Annotated in this window: 16 protein-coding genes; 9 read left to right on the top strand and 7 right to left on the bottom strand. The window is 34.1% G+C overall.

Annotated elements, in window-relative coordinates:
* Positions 1–5: 5 nt before the first annotated feature.
* The 3 genes from C8N41_RS05310 to C8N41_RS05300 are packed head-to-tail and all read left to right on the top strand — an operon-like array spanning position 6 to position 2,584.
* On the top strand, positions 6–908 hold the full coding sequence (locus tag C8N41_RS05310) for a sterol desaturase family protein (RefSeq protein ID WP_115838460.1): 903 nt from the start codon (positions 6–8) through the stop codon (positions 906–908).
* Positions 909–919: 11 nt separating this feature from the next.
* Positions 920–1,705, top strand: a complete 786-nt coding sequence (locus tag C8N41_RS05305; RefSeq protein ID WP_115838459.1) for a DUF547 domain-containing protein — start codon at positions 920–922, stop codon at positions 1,703–1,705.
* 33 nt (positions 1,706–1,738) lie between these two features.
* Complete coding sequence (locus C8N41_RS05300; protein ID WP_115838458.1) at positions 1,739–2,584, top strand: TIGR04283 family arsenosugar biosynthesis glycosyltransferase; 846 nt, start codon at positions 1,739–1,741, stop codon at positions 2,582–2,584.
* 89 nt (positions 2,585–2,673) lie between these two features.
* On the opposite strand, the gene C8N41_RS05295 is transcribed toward C8N41_RS05300, so the two are convergent.
* Positions 2,674–3,405: a metallophosphoesterase family protein gene (locus C8N41_RS05295; protein ID WP_115838457.1), complete on the bottom strand. Its 732-nt coding sequence runs from the start codon at positions 3,403–3,405 to the stop codon at positions 2,674–2,676.
* A gap of 180 nt (positions 3,406–3,585) precedes the next feature.
* On the opposite strand from C8N41_RS05295, the gene C8N41_RS05290 reads away from it, so the two are divergent.
* On the top strand, positions 3,586–5,115 hold the full coding sequence (locus C8N41_RS05290; RefSeq protein ID WP_115838456.1) for a carboxypeptidase-like regulatory domain-containing protein: 1,530 nt from the start codon (positions 3,586–3,588) through the stop codon (positions 5,113–5,115).
* Between the two features lie 7 nt (positions 5,116–5,122).
* Here C8N41_RS05290 and C8N41_RS05285 read toward each other — a convergent pair whose 3' ends face one another.
* A complete protein-coding gene (locus tag C8N41_RS05285) occupies positions 5,123–6,133 on the bottom strand; it encodes a glycoside hydrolase family 113 (protein ID WP_115838455.1) in 1,011 nt (336 codons plus the stop codon).
* Positions 6,134–6,229: 96 nt separating this feature from the next.
* Here C8N41_RS05285 and C8N41_RS05280 point away from each other — a divergent pair, with 96 nt between their 5' ends.
* The 5 genes from C8N41_RS05280 (at position 6,230) to C8N41_RS05260 (ending at position 12,813) form a co-directional block, all read left to right on the top strand.
* On the top strand, positions 6,230–7,537 hold the full coding sequence (locus tag C8N41_RS05280; protein ID WP_115838454.1) for an NAD(P)/FAD-dependent oxidoreductase: 1,308 nt from the start codon (positions 6,230–6,232) through the stop codon (positions 7,535–7,537).
* Entirely contained in the window at positions 7,537–9,126 is a 1,590-nt protein-coding gene (locus C8N41_RS05275) for a 4Fe-4S binding protein (protein ID WP_115838453.1), read from the top strand. The genes C8N41_RS05280 and C8N41_RS05275 overlap by 1 nt, the downstream gene beginning before the upstream one ends.
* Before the next feature lie 143 nt (positions 9,127–9,269).
* The gene (locus tag C8N41_RS05270) at positions 9,270–9,962 is read left to right on the top strand and encodes a glycosyltransferase family 2 protein (protein ID WP_092445053.1); all 693 of its coding nucleotides are present in this window, start codon (positions 9,270–9,272) and stop codon (positions 9,960–9,962) included.
* A complete protein-coding gene (locus C8N41_RS05265; protein ID WP_115838452.1) occupies positions 9,959–11,449 on the top strand; it encodes a cellulose synthase family protein in 1,491 nt (496 codons plus the stop codon). The genes C8N41_RS05270 and C8N41_RS05265 overlap by 4 nt, the downstream gene beginning before the upstream one ends.
* 83 nt (positions 11,450–11,532) lie before the next feature.
* A complete protein-coding gene (locus C8N41_RS05260) occupies positions 11,533–12,813 on the top strand; it encodes a mannosyltransferase (protein WP_249033243.1) in 1,281 nt (426 codons plus the stop codon).
* 114 nt (positions 12,814–12,927) lie between these two features.
* Here the strand turns inward: C8N41_RS05260 and C8N41_RS05255 are convergent, their stop codons facing one another.
* The 5 genes from C8N41_RS05255 to C8N41_RS05235 all read right to left on the bottom strand — a co-directional run bounded on the left by C8N41_RS05255 (position 12,928) and on the right by C8N41_RS05235 (position 18,434).
* The gene (locus C8N41_RS05255; protein WP_092445059.1) at positions 12,928–13,254 is read right to left on the bottom strand and encodes a hypothetical protein; all 327 of its coding nucleotides are present in this window, start codon (positions 13,252–13,254) and stop codon (positions 12,928–12,930) included.
* A 135-nt stretch (positions 13,255–13,389) separates the two neighbouring features.
* Positions 13,390–14,922 (bottom strand): carbon-nitrogen hydrolase family protein, encoded by a 1,533-nt coding sequence (locus C8N41_RS05250; protein WP_092445061.1) that lies wholly within the window; start codon positions 14,920–14,922, stop codon positions 13,390–13,392.
* Positions 14,922–15,899 (bottom strand): deoxyhypusine synthase family protein, encoded by a 978-nt coding sequence (locus C8N41_RS05245; RefSeq protein ID WP_092445063.1) that lies wholly within the window; start codon positions 15,897–15,899, stop codon positions 14,922–14,924. The genes C8N41_RS05250 and C8N41_RS05245 overlap by 1 nt, the downstream gene beginning before the upstream one ends.
* Positions 15,886–16,830 (bottom strand): agmatinase, encoded by a 945-nt coding sequence (speB, locus tag C8N41_RS05240; RefSeq protein WP_115838450.1) that lies wholly within the window; start codon positions 16,828–16,830, stop codon positions 15,886–15,888. The genes C8N41_RS05245 and speB overlap by 14 nt, the downstream gene beginning before the upstream one ends.
* 146 nt (positions 16,831–16,976) lie before the next feature.
* Positions 16,977–18,434 (bottom strand): arginine decarboxylase, encoded by a 1,458-nt coding sequence (locus tag C8N41_RS05235; protein WP_115838449.1) that lies wholly within the window; start codon positions 18,432–18,434, stop codon positions 16,977–16,979.
* Positions 18,435–18,732: the final 298 nt, after the last annotated feature.

Raw genomic sequence — 18,732 nt, 5'->3', positions numbered from 1 at the left:
GTTGCATGGAAAAATACCTAGACATATTCACCAAATCCTATTCCAATTACTGGAATTATTTAAAATATGAACTCATTGACCTTAATCATTGGGACAACTATTTTTATGGTCTTATTCTAATTTCAGTTTTAGTCTGGATTTTAGAAATTGCATTCCCATGGCGAAAAGAGCAAGCGCTTTTTAGAAAGGATTTTTGGTTAGACATTTTTTATATGTTTTTCAATTTCTTCATATTAAACCTTATTATACTCATTGCCTTATCTAATACAGTTTCAGAAGCATTTAATGATGTTTTAGGGCTGGTTGGTTTATCGGTTTCTAGTTTCCAGTTAGTCGATATTAAAGCACTGCCTAGATGGTTGGGCTTATTTATTCTTTTTATCGTTTCTGATTTTGTACAATGGAACACACACCGACTTTTACACCGTTTTGAATGGCTCTGGAACTTCCATAAAGTACATCACAGCATCAAAGAAATGGGCTTCGCAGGACATCTACGTTACCATTGGATGGAACCTGTGGTGTACAAGTCACTATTGTATATTCCTTTGGCAATCATCGGTGGTTTTGATGCGCAAGATGTAGCGATTGTATATTTCTTTAACATCACTATTGGGCATTTAAATCACGCCAACTTGGGGTGGGATTATGGCGTCTTTAAATACATTTTCAACAATCCTAAAATGCACATTTGGCATCATGTAAAAGAATTACCTAAAGGCGAACGCTTTGGTGTGAATTTTGGCATTACCCTCAGTTTGTGGGATTACATTTTTAAGACAGACTATATTCCACACGATGGTAGAGATATTGAACTTGGTTTTGATGATGATGAAAATTTTCCAAAAGACTTTATTAGGCAATCGGCATATCCTGCATTTCAGCAAAAACGTAAACCTCAACCCTAACAACATCTAAGATGAACTATCTATCAACATTACTTATCACCCTTATTTTCACATCGTCTTGTTTGGGTTTTCAAACCCCAATTAAACATCAAGACAACAATGTTGAAGTTCACCTTCCTCTGCCGCCTAAACCACCAAAGCAGTCTGAAAATTATAAGGAATCCATGCACAATAGATGGCATTCCATTTTACAAAAGCATGTTACCATTAATGGAAATGTGAATTATGAAGCCATAAAAAACGATTCAGAATTTGACGTCTACATCGATTATTTAAGTGAAACATTACCTGATGACACATGGTCTAAAAATGAAAAACTAGCCTATTGGATAAATGCTTATAACGCGCTTACCATAGATTTAATTCTTAGAAATTACCCTGTAAAAAGTATTAAAGACATCAAAGATCCTTGGGATCAACGCCTTTGGCAATTTGGCGGCACTTGGCAAAATCTTAATAATATTGAGCACAAGATTTTAAGAGAAATGAACGAACCTCGTATTCATTTTGCGATAGTTTGTGCCTCTATTTCCTGTCCGAAATTACAGAACGAAGCCTTTACAGCTTCAAATTTAGAAACACAATTAACAAAAGCGACTAAAGAATTCTTAAACGATGCTTCTAAAAATGAAATTTCAGAAGACCACATTAAACTGTCTAAAATCTTTAAATGGTTTAAAAAAGATTTTGAACATGATGGCGATTTAATAGACTTCTTAAATCAATATTCGGATGTAAAAATTTCACGTGCAGCTAAAAAAAGCTTTAAAGATTACAACTGGGATTTAAATGATTAAAAGTACATGCTCTAGTTTTTCGTAAATAGCTCTATGATAAGTATTATTATTCCTGTTTTAAATGAAGTTGATACTATTGGTAAATTATTATACCATATTAAACAAAATGTATCGGCTTCTAATATTTCGGAAATAATTGTTGTGGATGGTGGAAGTACAGATGGAACTTTAAATATTATTAGCGATTTCGTCACTTCGAGTGATTCTGAACAACGTGAAGAATTGAATCGAGAAGCTAATAAGAATGTTCTCGACACAAAATTCAAAAAAAGGAATTTCACTCGAACTGACGTTCAACTATGCAGCGATGTTATAGACACTGAACGAAGTGCAGACTTTCAAAATCAATCTAAAATTCTTTTAATTAATTCTAAAAAAGGCAGAGCCAAACAAATGAATTTAGGCGCAAAACATGCCACAGGAAATATCTTATATTTTCTTCATGCCGACTCGTTTCCGCCAAAAAATTTTGACCAACTGATTATTAATGAAGTTAACAAAGGAAATAAAGCCGGTTGTTTTAGATTGCAATTTGACAGTAATCATTGGTGGCTACAATTAGCGAGTTGGTTTACCCAATTTTCTTGGCGTGCTTGCAGAGGTGGCGACCAGAGTCAGTTTATAACCAAAACACTGTTTAATGACATTGGTGGTTATGACGAAAACTACATTATTTATGAAGACAATATCTTAATCAATGAACTCTACGCTCGAAATGAATATGTGGTCATCAATAAAAAAATTAAAACCTCAGCAAGACTGTACCGAAAACATGGAGTTTGGACATTGCAATATCACTTCTGGACCATTTATGTAAAAAAATGGTTGGGTGCCTCCGCTGATGACTTGTTAGCTTATTACAAGAAGTATGTGTGTTAAGTGATCTTATAATAAACACTTAATTGCATGGAATAAATGAGTAGAACCGACGAGTTGGGCAAATGTTTTAAGGCACCTTGTTTTCATCGCTATTTTTTATTTCGTCCTAATTCATCCGGATATAAATCTGTAAGCTTATCACTTTGAAACACTTCTTTAGTAGCAACATCTATTGCAGATAATTTACCTGTAAATGCGGATCCTGTATCTACATTCCAGACGTTAGCGACGTTAATAGGCACTTCAATATTGTAATTAATAGTTGGTGTATGCCCAATGTAAATTTCTGAATAATGTTTAAAACGCTTTGGAAATTTTTCTGATACAGGACTTAGAGATTCGTCCATTGCCATGGCCATTTCCCATAAGGTTCTATCATAATAAAAATTAGCATAATCAGATTCTTTTTTTACTCCGTGCATTGAGGTAAAACCAGCGTGAAGAAAAAGCCGGTTTTGAGCATCAATATGATACAATTTCATTTGTTCAAAAAATAACAGATGGATTTTACGCTGATTTTCACTAAAAGTCTTATAACTTTCTATCGTCTCTTTTCCGCCATGTTGATACCAAACATCGTTAACATTACCTGTAGATAGCCACTGCTCACACCACACATCATGGTTACCTTTAATAAATACGCAAGATTGTGTTTTAGACAATTCAATGATATAATCAATAACTTGTGCAGCTTCACTCCAACCATCAACATAATCTCCTAAAAAGATTAAGGAATCATCAGGCTTTAAATGTAGCTTATCTAAAAGCTGAATTAATCCTTTTAATCCTCCATGTATATCTCCCACAGCTAACGTTCTCATATTAATTTAATTTTTTCAAAGCTAAAATTTAATTTTCAATAATGTTTCGCTTCAATATTATTCTTAAAAAATCTTAAAGATGTTAAACTTAAGATAAATCTTACTTAACAAAAGTTTAAATCAATTTTCAATATTAATTCAATCTTCTACTTTGCTGACTATTAACCAATCAATCAAAAAATGAACATTAAATCAATCCTTATTGCGATATCACTATTGTTGGTATCGCAATCTTACGGACAGCAAACGTATTCTTCAACCTTATTAGATGCAAAGACAAAGCAAGTCATTCCTTTTGCAACCATTCAATTTAATGCTAAAACTGGAGTTATCAGTAACGATAATGGCGAATTTAATATTACCATAACGCGCCAAATAAAAGCGACAGACTCACTTCATATTAGTTGTTTAGGTTATGAAGAAAAACGAATAGCACTTCTAAATTTCAACAATGATAAGATATATTTAGAGTCTAAAACCGTCGATTTATCAGAAGTGTTAGTCACTAATAAAAATTACACCATTGACGAAATTCTCGATAATATAAAGGAAAATCTTGAGGTTAACTACGACTTTAACTACAACAAACGCAAGCTCTTTTACAGAACTTCATATTATAATGAAATGGATAAATATGATGTGAATTTAGAGGTATCTACCATACCAGAATTCAATCAGCAATTAATTGATAGTTTGTTGCAAATTATGCCTAAAACAAATAGTCATCACACCGAAATATTGGGCGAAATCTTTGGTAAAATTGACCCTCAATCCCCACAGAAATTAAACATTCTAAAAGCTTGCCGTTTATATGATAAATCTAAGGACATCAATATGGACAACTACGAAAAGCGATTCAATACTATATTTAAAAAATATGTAAAACGCGATTCGTATTTTAAGATTAAATCGGGCTGGTTTAGCGTTAAAGAAGATATCGATCCGTCGTTGTTTGGCGAGAATCAAGAAGAAGATCAACAAGCATCAGAAGTCTTACTTGCTGAACAAAAGCGAAAAGATTCCATACAAAAAATTGGTTTTTTACACTGGAGAAAGATGCAGATTCACAATTTTGAAAACAATAATTTTATTGATGAAGACAACGATCTTAATTTTATTCATAAATCGAGACGTTACGAATTTGAAATTGCAGATTACGCTTATATCAACGACATGTTTGTATACGTTATTCCTTTTAAGCCCAAGCGCAGTGAAGACTTTTCTGGAACAATGTATGTAAATACTGAAGATTTCGCCGTGGTAAGAGTCGATTACAAAAATGTAAAACCTTTAAGTAAGTTCTCATTACTTGGTATTTCCATGAAAAAATATTTAAAAACAGGGACTATCATCTTTCAGAAAAATGAAAATGAAAAGTACAGCTTAAAATACAGAGATGAAACATTAGGTCAACAAGTAGGCATCAAGCGGCCAATAAAAATTGTTGAAAAAAACAAACATGTAAAAGGCAGACGTAAACAAAATGAGTTAAAAGGCGACATCCATTTTGTTGTAAGAAATATTGAAAAAACAGAACTCATTGTTTTTGAAACCGATGCGATTACGGAATCCGATTTTAAAACCTTAACACAAACCGCCTTTACGGAGCCCACACAATTAAACCAATACGATCCTGAATTCTGGAAAGGGTACAACATTATAGAACCAAACAAAGCCATAAAAGAATTTAAAACTCTAGAAAGCGAATAGTCTTTTATTACAACGCGTTTTTATAGTGAGCTTTAATAATTTGCTCCACAGGTTTATTCTGCGGAGTAAATTGATTGTCTTCCAAACCACCTACGTCGTTATGATTAATAAACCACTTCCAAAGGTAACCACCTGCAAACCATTCTTCATTCCAAACGGTTTCAAATAGTGCTTGTGTAGCATTTTGCTGTGCTGTGAGATTTACAGAGGTCATTGACCTATCGTAGCGCCAAGGCTCTTTACCTGTGTAGTCTACACTTCGATATCCGTATTCTGTAAATACAATTGGGCGGTTTAATTTTTCTGAAAAGGCCTTAAGACCAGGTTTGTGCTTTTCCCATCCTTTAATACAATCTTCAATCGTTGGAGTTTGCATATCGCTCACAGGAAAATACGCATCGATACCAATATAATCTAATTCTGGCCAAAACGGTGTGGTCCAAAACTCGTCCCAATTCGCAGCGTAAGTTAATTTTCCGGTATAAATTGTTCTAATTTCTTTTATTAACTGATGCCAATATGCTGGTCTATTCTTTACAAATTCTTCTAGCTCAGTACCAATACAAAACACTTCAACATTTAATTCTTCGGCTAGTTCTGCATACGCTAAAATAAAGTTGGTATACGATGTTTCTAAAAGTTTCCAATCGGCTTCAGAATTCATTTTCAAAAAGCCTGTAAACTCTCCATGCCAAATCCAAATCTGAGGTTTTATCATAACTTCAATCTGGTCTTTATGCAATGTTTCTATGTATTGTTTTGCGCCTGCTCTTGTTTCTCCAAACCATTGACGGTCTGTGTTATGAATAATTTTAGGATGATTAACATCTTTTAGAAAGCCAAATGGCATAATAGCCGCAGCATTGGCATTAATACTAATAATCGGTTGGGTATGTGTCTGGTCAATAACATCTCTTGCCGCCACAAAACTAACACCATTAATTTTTGTAGGCTTGTATTTAGCAGCAGCACAACTAAAGACAATGAAACATAAAAGGAAATAGAAAATCTGTCGCATACTATAAAATAATGTCTAAATTTAAAGAAATTCGACTAATCGGTTAAGGTTTTAACAAAAGCTTCGACCTATTGGTTATATCAACAACATCAATTTATGGAACACATCGTTATTATTGGTAACGGCATTTCTGGAGTTACACTTGCGAGACATATAAGAAAGTTATCTGATAAAAAAATAACTATTGTCTCTGCCGAAACCGATTATTTCTTTTCTCGAACAGCGTTAATGTATGTTTACATGGGCCATATGAAGTTTGAAAACACGCAACCCTACGAAAACTGGTTTTGGGAAAAGAACAACATTATCCTTAAAAAAGGTTATGTAAATACGGTAGACACCAGCTCTAAAACACTACATTTTGAAGAAGGAGACACGCTAACCTATGACAAATTGGTCATTGCAACTGGCAGTAAACCCAATAAATTTGGTTGGCCAGGACAAGATTTAAAAGGGGTTATGGGCATGTATCACAAACAAGATTTAGAACAATTAGAACGATACGCACCTAATAATGAAATCTGTAAACATGCCGTAATTGTTGGTGGAGGTTTAATTGGTATTGAATTAGCAGAAATGCTAAATAGTAGAAGTATTCCGGTAACGTTTTTAGTTAGAGAAGCTAGTTTTTGGAATGGAGTTTTACCTAAAGGGGAAAGCGCTATGATTACTAGACATATTAAAAATCATCATATAGATTTACGATTATCGTCAAACCTTAGAGAAATTAAATCGGACAATAACGGTAAAGTAACATCTATCATCATTGACGAAACTGGTGAAGAAATACCGTGTAATGTGGTTGGTTTAACCGCTGGTGTGACTCCTAATATCGATTTTTTAAAAAATTCTGATATTGAGTTGGGAAGAGGTGTAAAAGTGAATCGTTTTTTAGAAACTAATATTTCTGATGTTTATGCCATTGGAGATTGTGCAGAACAGCATGAAGCCATTGGCAATCGAAGACCTATTGAAGCGGTTTGGTACACAGGTCGTATGATGGGTGAAACTTTAGCGCAAACAATTTGTGGCAACAAAATGGCTTATAATCCAGGTCATTGGTTTAATTCGGCGAAATTTTTAGATATCGAATACCAAACTTACGGGTGGGTGTTTGGTGAACGTGGACGCCCAGGATACGAACAGCATTTTCATTGGAAACATGACGATGACACCAAATGTATAACCATTGCTTACCATAAAAACACGAATGAATTTTTAGGCATCAATACCTTTGGGATTCGTATGCGTCACGAAGTTTTTGACCGTTGGCTTACCGAAAAACGCGATGTAGATTATGTTATACATCATTTACCTGAAGCCAATTTTGATCCTGAATTTTATTCAAGATTTGAAAATGATATTCTTAAAACCTACAAAAACACCTTACAAACTATATCCTAATGAGCAACAAATTAAATCACAGCATGTCTTTGGCTAAACCAGATGCCTTAGGTATTAACAACAAACAAAAAGCAGCCGTTGCCATTGGAGTTATTGGGTTATTTATATTAACCTTAGCCCTACTAAACACTAATTTCCCTAACCAAGGGGTATTTCTTACCTTAGCCTTAAGTGCCATTATTGGTGGTACTCTATGGTTTTCTAGAGAAGCATACCTCGCCAAGCATGAAGGTATAAAAAACGATGGTGTTTGGTTTAAATCTATTTCATCGCGTGGAATTTTAGGGTGGATTCTCGGAGTTGTTTTAACCACCTTCTATATTGTTCTATATTTTTTTCCAAAATATTTGGGTTTAGGTACAAACGGAGAAGCAAACACAGGATTAATTGCCCTTTTTGATCCCTTGAGTCAATTATTAAGCGGGCGTAATGCCAGTCAGTGGTTTGTGTATGGTACACTTTATACTGTTGCTATTTTGGCTTTTGGATATAAATTTATTTTGAAATACAGGCACAATCGTTACCAGCAATTACGTACAGTCTCAGTGATGTTTTTTCAATTGGGTTTTGCCTTTTTGATTCCTGAATTTATGTACGTTATGAATAATGATTTGCCCTACTACGACCTTAAAAGTATTTGGCCATTAAACTACTATATTTTTGATGAGTGGTCTGTAAAAGGGTTTTTATCTAGTGGTAATATTGGACTAGCTTTACTCATTTTTGGCATCCTATCAATTTTTGTTTTTACACCAATCTTAACCTATAAATATGGTAAACGTTGGTATTGTTCTTGGGTTTGCGGTTGTGGTGGCTTAGCCGAAACGGCTGGTGACTCTTTTAGGCAATTATCCTCTAAAAAAATGTACGCATGGAAAATTGAGCGTTGGTTAATCCATGTGGTATTAGTTTTTTCGGTGATTATGACCACAGCAGTCGTGTACACTTATCTCGGATACGATAAAAATGATTTTTGGCTTACGCGAGGTGTTTTCATCAGTTTAGTTATTGGTTTATTAACCTTAGTCTTTGCGGCGACTATGATATTTAAACGTCAGGAATTAGCAAAAGATGCAAAATACGGAGCTATTAGCTTCTTTATTGCAATTGCACTTTTGTTATTTATGCATTTTACAGGCACAACAGATCATCTTTTCTATATTAAAGCCGGAGCATTAAGAGCAGCATATGGTATCTATATTGGCTCCATCTTTTCTGGGGTAATTGGCACCGGTTTTTATCCAATATTAGGTAACCGCTCTTGGTGTCGTTTTGGTTGTCCTATGGCTGCTATTTTAGGCCTTCAGCAACGCTTATTTTCTAAATTTAGAATTACCACTAACGGAGGGCAATGTATTTCTTGCGGTAACTGTTCCACGTATTGTGAGATGGGAATTGATGTGAGAGCATATGCACAGAAGGGTGAAAATATTGTACGCTCTAGTTGTGTGGGTTGTGGTATTTGTTCTGCGGTTTGTCCTAGAGGAGTTTTAAAGTTAGAAAACGATAGCATGAAAGGTAGAATTAACTCAAAAGATGTATTATTAGGGAATGATGTTGATTTAATGGAATTGGTAAATCAGAAGTAAGGATTCATCACTTATCGTTTAAAAGAAACATCAGAACATTAGCATAATTAATTGCTGTCTTTGTTAGCTTAGATAAAACTTCCGGTGAATACCTAAGCTAATGCCTTTTCAAAATTGTATTATTGCATTTTTAATTGAATTAAATGCCCAACATAAAAGTTATTATTCCAGCTTATAACGAGGAAGCATCCATTCCTTTAGTTATAAAAGACATACCCTCAATAGTTGATGAAGTTATTGTGGTGAGTAATAATTCTACCGACAATACTGAAATTAATGCCAAAAACGCAGGTGCAACTGTACTTGTTGAGCACCAAAAAGGCTATGGTTACGCTTGTTTAAAAGGAATGGATTATATTTCTAAATTAGAAAAAAAGCCAGATATCATCGTTTTTTTAGACGGAGATTATAGCGATTATCCTGAAGAACTCACAAAAATCATTCAACCTATAGTAAAAGAAAATATAGATTTCGTAGTTGGTGCACGCGTTAAAAACTTACGGGAAGAAGGCTCTATGACCACACCTCAAATTTTTGGTAATTGGCTAGCAACAAGCTTAATGGCGTTATTTTTTCAATCAACTTTTACAGATTTAGGTCCTTTTAGAGCTATTAAGTACTCTAAATTATTAGGCCTTAATATGGAAGATAAAACGTACGGCTGGACGGTAGAAATGCAATTAAAAGTTTTAAAACAGAAATTAAGCTATAGAGAAATTCCTGTTAATTATAGAAACAGAATAGGTGTCTCAAAAGTTTCAGGTACGATAAAAGGTGCTATCTTTGCAGGCATAAAAATCTTAGGTTGGATTTTTAAATACAGTTTTAAAAAATGATTCTCGAATCAATCGTTATTGTTATCTACACCGTTGCCATTGTACTCATATTTATGTACGCTTTAGCGCAACTAAATTTACTTTACAATTATTTATCTTCAAAAAAGAAAAGACAAGATTGCGATATCTTTGATTTTTCTATTGCTGAAGAAATCCCATTTGTAACCATTCAACTTCCTGTTTACAACGAAATGTATGTGATGGAGCGTTTATTAGATAATATTGCGCTTTTAGAATATCCTAAAGACAAATTAGAGATTCAAGTTTTAGATGATTCTACAGATGAAACTGTGGCGACAACCAAAGCACATGTAGAGCAATTAGCAAAAACGGGTTTAGACATAAAACATATTACCAGAACTGACAGAAGTGGATTTAAAGCTGGAGCTTTAAAAGAAGGTTTAAAAATTGCAAAAGGTGAATTTATAGCTATTTTTGATGCTGACTTTTTACCACAACCAAACTGGTTAAAGCGTACCATTCCTTATTTTAAAAATGAAAATATAGGTGTGGTTCAAACGCGTTGGGGTCATATTAATAGAAATTATTCCTTGTTAACGAAGATTCAAGCTTTTGCTTTAGATGCGCATTTTACATTAGAGCAAGTAGGTAGAAATAGTAAAGGTCATTTTATTAATTTTAACGGCACAGCCGGAGTTTGGCGAAAAGCTTGTATCCTAGATGCTGGAAATTGGGAAGGCGATACCCTGACTGAAGATTTAGATTTAAGTTACCGAGCACAATTAAAAAATTGGGAGTTTAAATATTTAGAAGATGTTGAAACTCCTGCAGAATTACCAGTAGTCATTAGCGCTGCGCGTTCACAACAATTCCGTTGGAATAAGGGTGGAGCCGAAAACTTCAGAAAAATGCTTTGGCGCGTTATAAAATCGGACAATATTTCGTCTAAAACTAAAATTCACGGGTTATTGCACTTATTAAACAGCACCATGTTTTTAAGCATTTTTACTGTTGCTATTTTAAGTATTCCGATGTTGTACATAAAAAACGAATACGCGCATTTAAGAAATTATTTCTATGTGATGAGTTTCTTTGTAATGAGCACCATTATTTTCTTTGTGTGTTATTGGTTTATGTATCGCAACATCTATGGTAGTGGTTTTAAGAAATTCTTTAGTTATATAGGAATGTTCTTTACGTTCTTCTCAATTGCAATGGGCTTTTCGCTTCATAATTCAATTGCGGTAATTGAAGGTCATATTGGAAAACGTAGTGAATTTGTAAGAACTCCTAAATTTAATATTAGCACCATTAGAGATTCATGGAAAGGCAATAAATACCTCAGAAAAAAATTATCTCCACATGTGGTGATTGAAGGTTTTTTAATGCTCTATTTTGCTTTTGGTATGTATAGCGCTTTTATTGTAGGAGACCAAGGAGGTGATTTTGGTTTGTTCCCATTTCACTTAATGCTTTTTATTGGTTTTGGCTATGTATTCTTTAAGTCATTAAGCTCTAAGGTGTGAGTTTGCTTTGGAAATATCACAAAGTTCCTATCCTATTTTTTATTCTTAGTTGTGTTCTATACATTTGGTTTGCTTATGGCATAATGCGTGCAGACGCATTACCATTAATCGGTATTTATGTTACGCTCTTTATCCTAACTTTTCAGATTATAAAAAGACAATTAGATTTTAGACTTTTAATTGTTTTCTCTGTTGTTGTTCGCTTATTATTTCTGTGCGCGACTCCAAATTTATCTCAAGATTTTTACCGCTTTATATGGGACGGCCGTATGATTATGGAAGGATTTAACCCCTATCTATACACACCTGATTCTTTTATTCTCAACGGAAAATTTCCAATTGCGCAAGCACAAACCTTATATAATGGTATGGGAGCTTTAAGCGCTTCTCATTTTACCAATTACCCTCCCATAAATCAGTTATGCTTTACCATTGCAGCATTCTTCTCTAGTAAAAGTATTTTGGGAGCTGTTATTGTTATGCGTCTTCTTATCATTGCAGCAGACATTGGCACCATTTACTTCGGAAAAAAACTTCTGAAAGCATTAAACATGCCTGTTCATCGCATTTTCTGGTACTCCTTAAATCCGTTTATAATAATTGAACTTACAGGAAATCTTCATTTTGAAGGAGTCATGATTTTCTTCTTTATTTGGTCGCTTTACCTCTTACAAATTAACAAATGGAAATGGGCAGCTTTTATCTTGGCTTGTTCGGTTTCGGTAAAATTAATACCATTGATGTTGCTACCGCTGTTTTATAATTATTTTAAAAGAGCGGATACAAGCAAGATTTCATATTCAAAACTTATAATGTTCTACACCGTTATTGGACTCTCGCTAATAGCCTTCTTCTTGCCATTTTTCTCAATGGAATTTATAGACAATTATTCTAAAACGGTGGGACTTTGGTTTGGAAATTTTGAATTCAACGCAAGTATCTATTACCTTGCTAGAGCTATTGGCTATAGTATTACAGGTTATAATGAAATTGCAATAATTGGTAAAGTACTGCCGATTATTGCTATACTGATTATTTTAAGCTTTTCGTTTATAAAAAAGCATATGCAGTTACCACAATTAATAACTTCAATGTTATTGGTCTTAACATGTTACTTGTTTTTAAGCACCACAGTACATCCATGGTACATTGCTACACTCATTATATGTGGCATATTCACCAATTACAAATTCCCACTAGTTTGGTCCTTGGTCATCATTTTAAGTTATCTGGCTTACACAAACGCTTCAAATACCGAAAACCTATGGATTATAAGCCTAGAATATATCATTGTATTTGCTGTATTTATCTGGGAAGTACTTCTCAAAAAATCGTTATCAATAAAATACCTAAAGCTTGATTAATTTTATCTTTTAATCAGGTTGCTAACAAAAAAACTCAGCTATATGAGTTCTGCAAACAGAATTATAGCTGAGTAATAATTTATAGGATTTTAAAACGAAATTTTAAATTACTGTTTAGGTAAAATCGGCGTCTTCAGCACCTGGTTCTAATTCCGGATCTACCACTGCATTTGGATCATCATCTTCGAAATCTTCATAATCATCCTCGTCGTAATTTTCCATTGTTTGTTCTAGCTTGGTGCTTACTTTTACCAAATATTTGGTATCCTCGGTAGTAACTTCAACAGCTTCAACAATTTCATTTTTAGCATTTTTAAACGAGATAACATTATCATCGTCATATCCATCAGGATATTTTTCTACTAGAAGCGCTAATATTTCAGGGGTTAACTTTTTAAAGTCAACAATTACTCGTTTTAAATGGGCGTCTTTTGGTTTCATCAGGTAAATTTTATTTTTTCTATATGTCAGCTGTTATATCCATAATAAAAATGATGCTCCACAATAAGGGTTAAGATATGGCGACGTCATTTTCTCATAATATCTCTGAAGCTATTTTTTTTTTAAATATAATACTTATTTGTTTACACGTATAACATCGTAAACATCTTTTCTGCGATCTTTTAAATTTTTAACTGCTCCAAAGGAATGCAATTCTCTTAACAATCCCAAATCTATATCAGCAACTAATATCATTTCTGTATTAGGTGTAGTTTCTGCCTTTATGCCATTACTTGGAAAAGCAAAATCACAAGGCGTAAACACAGCAGATTGCGCATATTGGATATCCATATTATTTACATTGGGTAAATTCCCTACACTACCTGCAATGGCTACATAACATTCATTTTCAATCGCTCTAGCTTGTGCACATAAACGCACACGAGAATACCCATTTTGAGTGTCGGTTAAAAACGGCACAAATAAAATATCCATCCCTTCATCTGCTAACAATCTAGACAATTCAGGAAATTCGGAATCATAACAAATTAATACACCTATTTTTCCTGCATCCGTTTCAAATGTTTTGAGTTGATTACCCCTTTGCATGCCCCAGACTTTAGCTTCATCTGGTGTGACATGGATTTTCTCATAGCGCTCTAAACTCCCATCTCTTCGGCATAAGTAACCCACATTATACAAAACATCATCAACAATTTCTGGCATACTTCCAGAAATGATATTTATGTTATATGAAATGGACAATTGCTGCATCTTTTCTACCACAGTTTTTGTATAACCTGCCAGTTTTCTAATGGCTTGCGACTCATGCAAATGATTGTATTTTGCCATCAATGGTGCATTAAAAAACTCAGGAAACACAGCGAAATCTGAACGATAAGCAGACACACTATCTACAAAGTACTCCACTTGTCGCATGAGATCCTCTAAATCGTTATAAGGTCGCATTTGCCACTGAATCAACCCTAAACGCACCACAGTTTTAACACTACTCGCCTTTTTGTTCGGTTTGGTATAATAAATATTATCCCATTCCATTAACACTGCATATTCACTTGAAGCCGTATCGCCTTCTAAATATCCTTTAATGATTCGTATGGGATGAAAATCATTAGACATCTGAAAGTTTAAAACCGGATCGTGAATTTCCTTATACTTCACCTTCTGAATATATTCTTTAGGGGAATATTGTGCTTTATACTTGTAATAATTTGGCATTCTACCGCCAAAAACTATACCCTTAAGGTTTAGATTTTCACACAATTCTTTTCGGTAATCGTATAAACGTCGGCCTAATCGGAGACCTCTATATTCAGGTTTAATAAAAACGTCAATACCGTAAAGCACATCTCCATTAGGATCGTGGTTTTTAAATTTATCCCCTTCAATAATATCTGCATAAGTGTGGTTGTCATCAATTTTATCGTAATCGACAATTAAAGACAACGCACAACCAGCCAATTGGCCATCAATTTTGATAACCACTTGACCTTCAGAAAAAATAGAAGTTAAACGCGCAATATGGTCTTTTTTCCAATACGAATTTAAAACACCACCATAGGCTTCTAAGGTTGCCGATTTTAAGGCTTCAAAATCGTCAACCGTTAAAAAACTTAATTCTATGTTGTCTATTTTATGCTCTTCCATTACATATCTAAAAGATAAGCAAAAATCAATGGTGCAACAATGGTAGCATCACTTTCAATGATAAATTTCGGGGTATTAATATCTAATTTACCCCAAGTTATTTTCTCATTAGGAACCGCTCCAGAATACGAGCCGTAACTTGTAGTACTATCACTTATTTGACAAAAATAACTCCAAAATGGGGTCTCGGTACGTTCCATGTCTTGATATAACATAGGTACCACACAAATTGGAAAATCACCAGCAATTCCACCACCTATTTGAAAGAATCCAATACCATTTTCTGAATGATCGGTATACCAGTCCGCCAAAAAGGTCATGTATTCTATACCAGATTTCATAGTACTTGCTTTTAACTCACCTTTTAAAACATAGCTAGCAAAAATGTTCCCCATAGTGCTATCTTCCCAACCCGGACAAACAATAGGTAAGTTTTTCTCTGCGGCAGCATACATCCAAGAATCTTTAATATCTATTTCGTAATATTCTTCTAAAACACCTGACAACAACAACTTGTACATATACTCATGTGGCAAGTAGCGTTCACCTTTAGCTTCAGCGTCCTTCCAAATTTTTACAATATGTTCTTGTATTCGTCTAAACGCTTCCTCTTCTGGAATACACGTATCAGTAACTCGATTTAATCCTTTTTCGAGCAAATTCCATTCATCTTGAGGTGTTAAATCTCTATAATTTGGGACGCGTTTATAATGTGAATGCGCCACTAAATTCATAATATCTTCTTCGAGATTTGCTCCTGTACAAGACACAATTTGAACCTTATCTTGACGAATCATTTCGGCAAAAATCTTACCCAGTTCAGCTGTACTCATAGCACCAGCCAAAGAAACTAACATCTTTGCTCCAGAATTGAGTTGTTCTTCGTACCCTTTAGCGGCATCAACTAAAGCTGCAGCATTAAAGTGTAAATAATATTTTTCTATAAATTTTGAAATTTCTCCTTTAGTCGTTGTCATCTTCTGTGTTGAATTTAGTTTTTTTGTTTCCGTTTTGTGTTGAATTATGAAAGTTGCTTTCAAAATGATCTTCTATATTTTGATCTTGAAATTTGTAGCTCAACATTTTGTAGTACAATTTAGCCGCTAAAAAATCTGACGATTTATCAATCTCATTAGGACATAATTCTACAATATCAAACCCAACCACATTTTTTTCTTCGAAGACTTGTTTTAAAAATTCTAAGGTTTCGTAATACAATAAACCTCCTGGTTCTGGAGTTCCTGTGCTAGGCATAATTGAAGGATCAAAGGCATCCAAATCGAATGTGATAAATACATTATCGGTCATTTGATCAATTGCCGCATCCATCCAACCATCATCAACAGCCATCTCATGAGCGAAATAAGTTTTTTCTTCGTCCATAACGGTTTTCTCAATGCTATCCATTGATCGGATACCTACTTGAATTAAATTGGTGGCTTGACTCGCTTCATAAACCGCACAAGCATGGTTGCAGGTAGAACCTTCGTAGCTTTTACGTAAATCTGCATGCGCATCGATATGCAAAACCGTTATGTTCTCGAACATTTCATTGAAAGCTCTAATGGTGCCAATAGATATAGAATGTTCTCCACCAATTACAGTTACGAATTTGTTCTTCTTAATATACGATTTGGTGACTTTATGAACGGCTTCTACCATAGATTCTGGTGATGTATTCTCAGTAACAGCATCTGCCAAGAATACTCCTTGTAAATAGACTTCAGAATCTGTTTCAATATCATAGAGCTCCATATTAGCAGAAGCATCTAAAAAAGCATCAGGACCTTTGTCAGCACCTTTTTGCCATGTACTTGTACCATCATATGGTACCGGAATTAATACGATTTTAGCCGTTTCTAATTTGGCTAAATCTTCTGGAATACCAGCGTAAGTTTGTTTATTCATAATCTTTTCCCAGAGAAGTAGGATTTTATTAAATGTTATTCTTAAAACTTAATTCTTTAATTGTATTTTCATTGTTTTCTCGATTAAACCTTCTGGTTCATTCTATCTTCGATTGATAGTTTCGACTCAACAATTTTAGTTCTAGTTTATATTCTATTTTCTAACAGTTCAGCGGTCTTAGCTCTTGAGGTATTTGTCTCCTTCGACTCTGCTTCATACCCCAAAATGCTTAATAGATCTTCACTTTTTTGTTGTTCTGCAAAAACACGAGTGCTTAATTTCCCATCTTCATCCTTTTGTATTAAAACATGTTTAGGAGTTGGAATTAGACAATGTTGCAACCCTCCAAATCCTCCAATGGTTTCTTGGTAAGCTCCTGTATTAAAAAAACCGATATACAAATCTTTATCCTTATTGTATTTTGGTAAATAAATGGCATTAACGTGCTGCTCGCTGTTGTAGTAATCATCACTATCACAAGTTAAACCTCCCAATAGCACACGCTCATAGCTATCGCGCCAACGATTGATTGGCAGCATAATAAAACGCTTATTTATAGCCCAAGTATCTGGTAAAGTTGTAATAAATGAGGAATTAATCATGTTCCATTTTTCACGATCATTTTGTTGCTTTTGGTAAAGGATTTTATAAATAGCACCTCCACTTTCTCCAACGGTAAAACTTCCAAATTCTGTAAAAATATTCGGAGTGTCAACCTCTTCTTCATCGCAAACAATTTTAATTTGGTTTACAATTTCATCTACCATATAAGCGTAGTCAAAATCGAATGCGAGCGAGTTTTTAATAGGAAAACCTCCTCCAATGTTTAAACTATCTAAGGTTGGACAAATTTTCTTCAGTGACGTATAGACCTTTAAACATTTGTGCAATTCATTCCAGTAATACGCATTGTCTCTAATGCCTGTGTTAATAAAAAAGTGCAACATTTTTAACTCGACCTTCTTATTCGTATGAATTTGATTTTTATAAAAAGGTACAATGTTTTTATAACCAATGCCTAATCGAGAGGTATAGAATTCAAACTTCGGTTCTTCTTCAGAGGCAATTCTTATACCTACTTGAAATTTTCCGTTTATTTCTTCCGATAATAAGTCTATTTCCTCATAGTTATCTATGATTGGAATACAGTTTTGGTGTCCATCATTTATAAGAGCAGCGATATTAGAAATGTATTTTTCGCGTTTAAAACCGTTGCTTAACACATACGTTTTGTCAGTGATTTTTCCTTCTTTTTTAAGTGCTCTAACAATATCTAAATCAAACGCCGATGAGGTTTCAATATGAATATCATTAGATAGTGCTTCGTCTAAAACGTGCTTAAAGTGCGAACTTTTAGTACAATAGCAATACTTGTATTGTCCTTTATAGTTATACTTTTTAAACGCATCTGCAAACCATGTTTTAGCACGCTGAATGTTGTTAGAAATCTGTGGTAAATAGGTGAATTTTAAAGGTGCACCATAGGTTTCTACTAATGTCATGAGGTCTATATCATGGAAATGTAAGGTTTTATCCTCTAGCTTAAATTCTGGCTGAGGAAAGTCGAATGATTGATCAATGAGATCAATATATTTATTGTTCATGTTGTAAAAAAAATTCAAGTATAAATTAAAAAAATAGGGTCGTCATACAGCTCGTAATGACACTATATCATACTTGAATCTGGCTTTGTGTCGTAGGTACAAAACCATAAATATGCTGACTAGCAGCTATCGAAGATGCGGAAGTTAGCTCTAAAATTCGGTTACTTATCTTATAAGCAGCTTTTGAATATGACTTCCTAATTTTCAAAAGCCCGAACATAAAAACACGTTTCAATTGTTCAGCTAAAAATTGAAATTATAAATTAATACATGGTATCCAATTTTCGCAGCAAATGTA

It is taken from the genome of Winogradskyella sediminis (genome assembly GCF_003387355.1).
GTDB classification, from domain to species: domain Bacteria; phylum Bacteroidota; class Bacteroidia; order Flavobacteriales; family Flavobacteriaceae; genus Winogradskyella; species Winogradskyella sediminis.
The sequence above is the reverse complement of the archived record's forward strand: the minus strand, read 5'-3'. Positions and strand labels throughout refer to the sequence as shown.

Excerpts from the sequence above, each read along its gene's own strand:
- C8N41_RS05310 (WP_115838460.1), top strand. The coding sequence starts at position 6 with ATGGAAAAATACCTAGACATATTCACCAAATCCTATTCCAATTACTGG.
- C8N41_RS05300 (WP_115838458.1), top strand. The coding sequence starts at position 1,739 with ATGATAAGTATTATTATTCCTGTTTTAAATGAAGTTGATACTATTGGT.
- C8N41_RS05280 (WP_115838454.1), top strand. The coding sequence starts at position 6,230 with ATGGAACACATCGTTATTATTGGTAACGGCATTTCTGGAGTTACACTT.
- C8N41_RS05250 (WP_092445061.1), bottom strand. The coding sequence starts at position 14,922 with ATGGAAGAGCATAAAATAGACAACATAGAATTAAGTTTTTTAACGGTT.
- C8N41_RS05265 (WP_115838452.1), top strand. The coding sequence starts at position 9,959 with ATGATTCTCGAATCAATCGTTATTGTTATCTACACCGTTGCCATTGTA.
- C8N41_RS05270 (WP_092445053.1), top strand. The coding sequence starts at position 9,270 with ATGCCCAACATAAAAGTTATTATTCCAGCTTATAACGAGGAAGCATCC.
- speB (WP_115838450.1), bottom strand. The coding sequence starts at position 16,830 with ATGAATAAACAAACTTACGCTGGTATTCCAGAAGATTTAGCCAAATTA.
- C8N41_RS05235 (WP_115838449.1), bottom strand. The coding sequence starts at position 18,434 with ATGAACAATAAATATATTGATCTCATTGATCAATCATTCGACTTTCCT.
- C8N41_RS05255 (WP_092445059.1), bottom strand. The coding sequence starts at position 13,254 with ATGAAACCAAAAGACGCCCATTTAAAACGAGTAATTGTTGACTTTAAA.
- C8N41_RS05275 (WP_115838453.1), top strand. The coding sequence starts at position 7,537 with ATGAGCAACAAATTAAATCACAGCATGTCTTTGGCTAAACCAGATGCC.
- C8N41_RS05285 (WP_115838455.1), bottom strand. The coding sequence starts at position 6,133 with ATGCGACAGATTTTCTATTTCCTTTTATGTTTCATTGTCTTTAGTTGT.
- C8N41_RS05260 (WP_249033243.1), top strand. The coding sequence starts at position 11,533 with ATGCGTGCAGACGCATTACCATTAATCGGTATTTATGTTACGCTCTTT.
- C8N41_RS05295 (WP_115838457.1), bottom strand. The coding sequence starts at position 3,405 with ATGAGAACGTTAGCTGTGGGAGATATACATGGAGGATTAAAAGGATTA.
- C8N41_RS05245 (WP_092445063.1), bottom strand. The coding sequence starts at position 15,899 with ATGACAACGACTAAAGGAGAAATTTCAAAATTTATAGAAAAATATTAT.
- C8N41_RS05305 (WP_115838459.1), top strand. The coding sequence starts at position 920 with ATGAACTATCTATCAACATTACTTATCACCCTTATTTTCACATCGTCT.
- C8N41_RS05290 (WP_115838456.1), top strand. The coding sequence starts at position 3,586 with ATGAACATTAAATCAATCCTTATTGCGATATCACTATTGTTGGTATCG.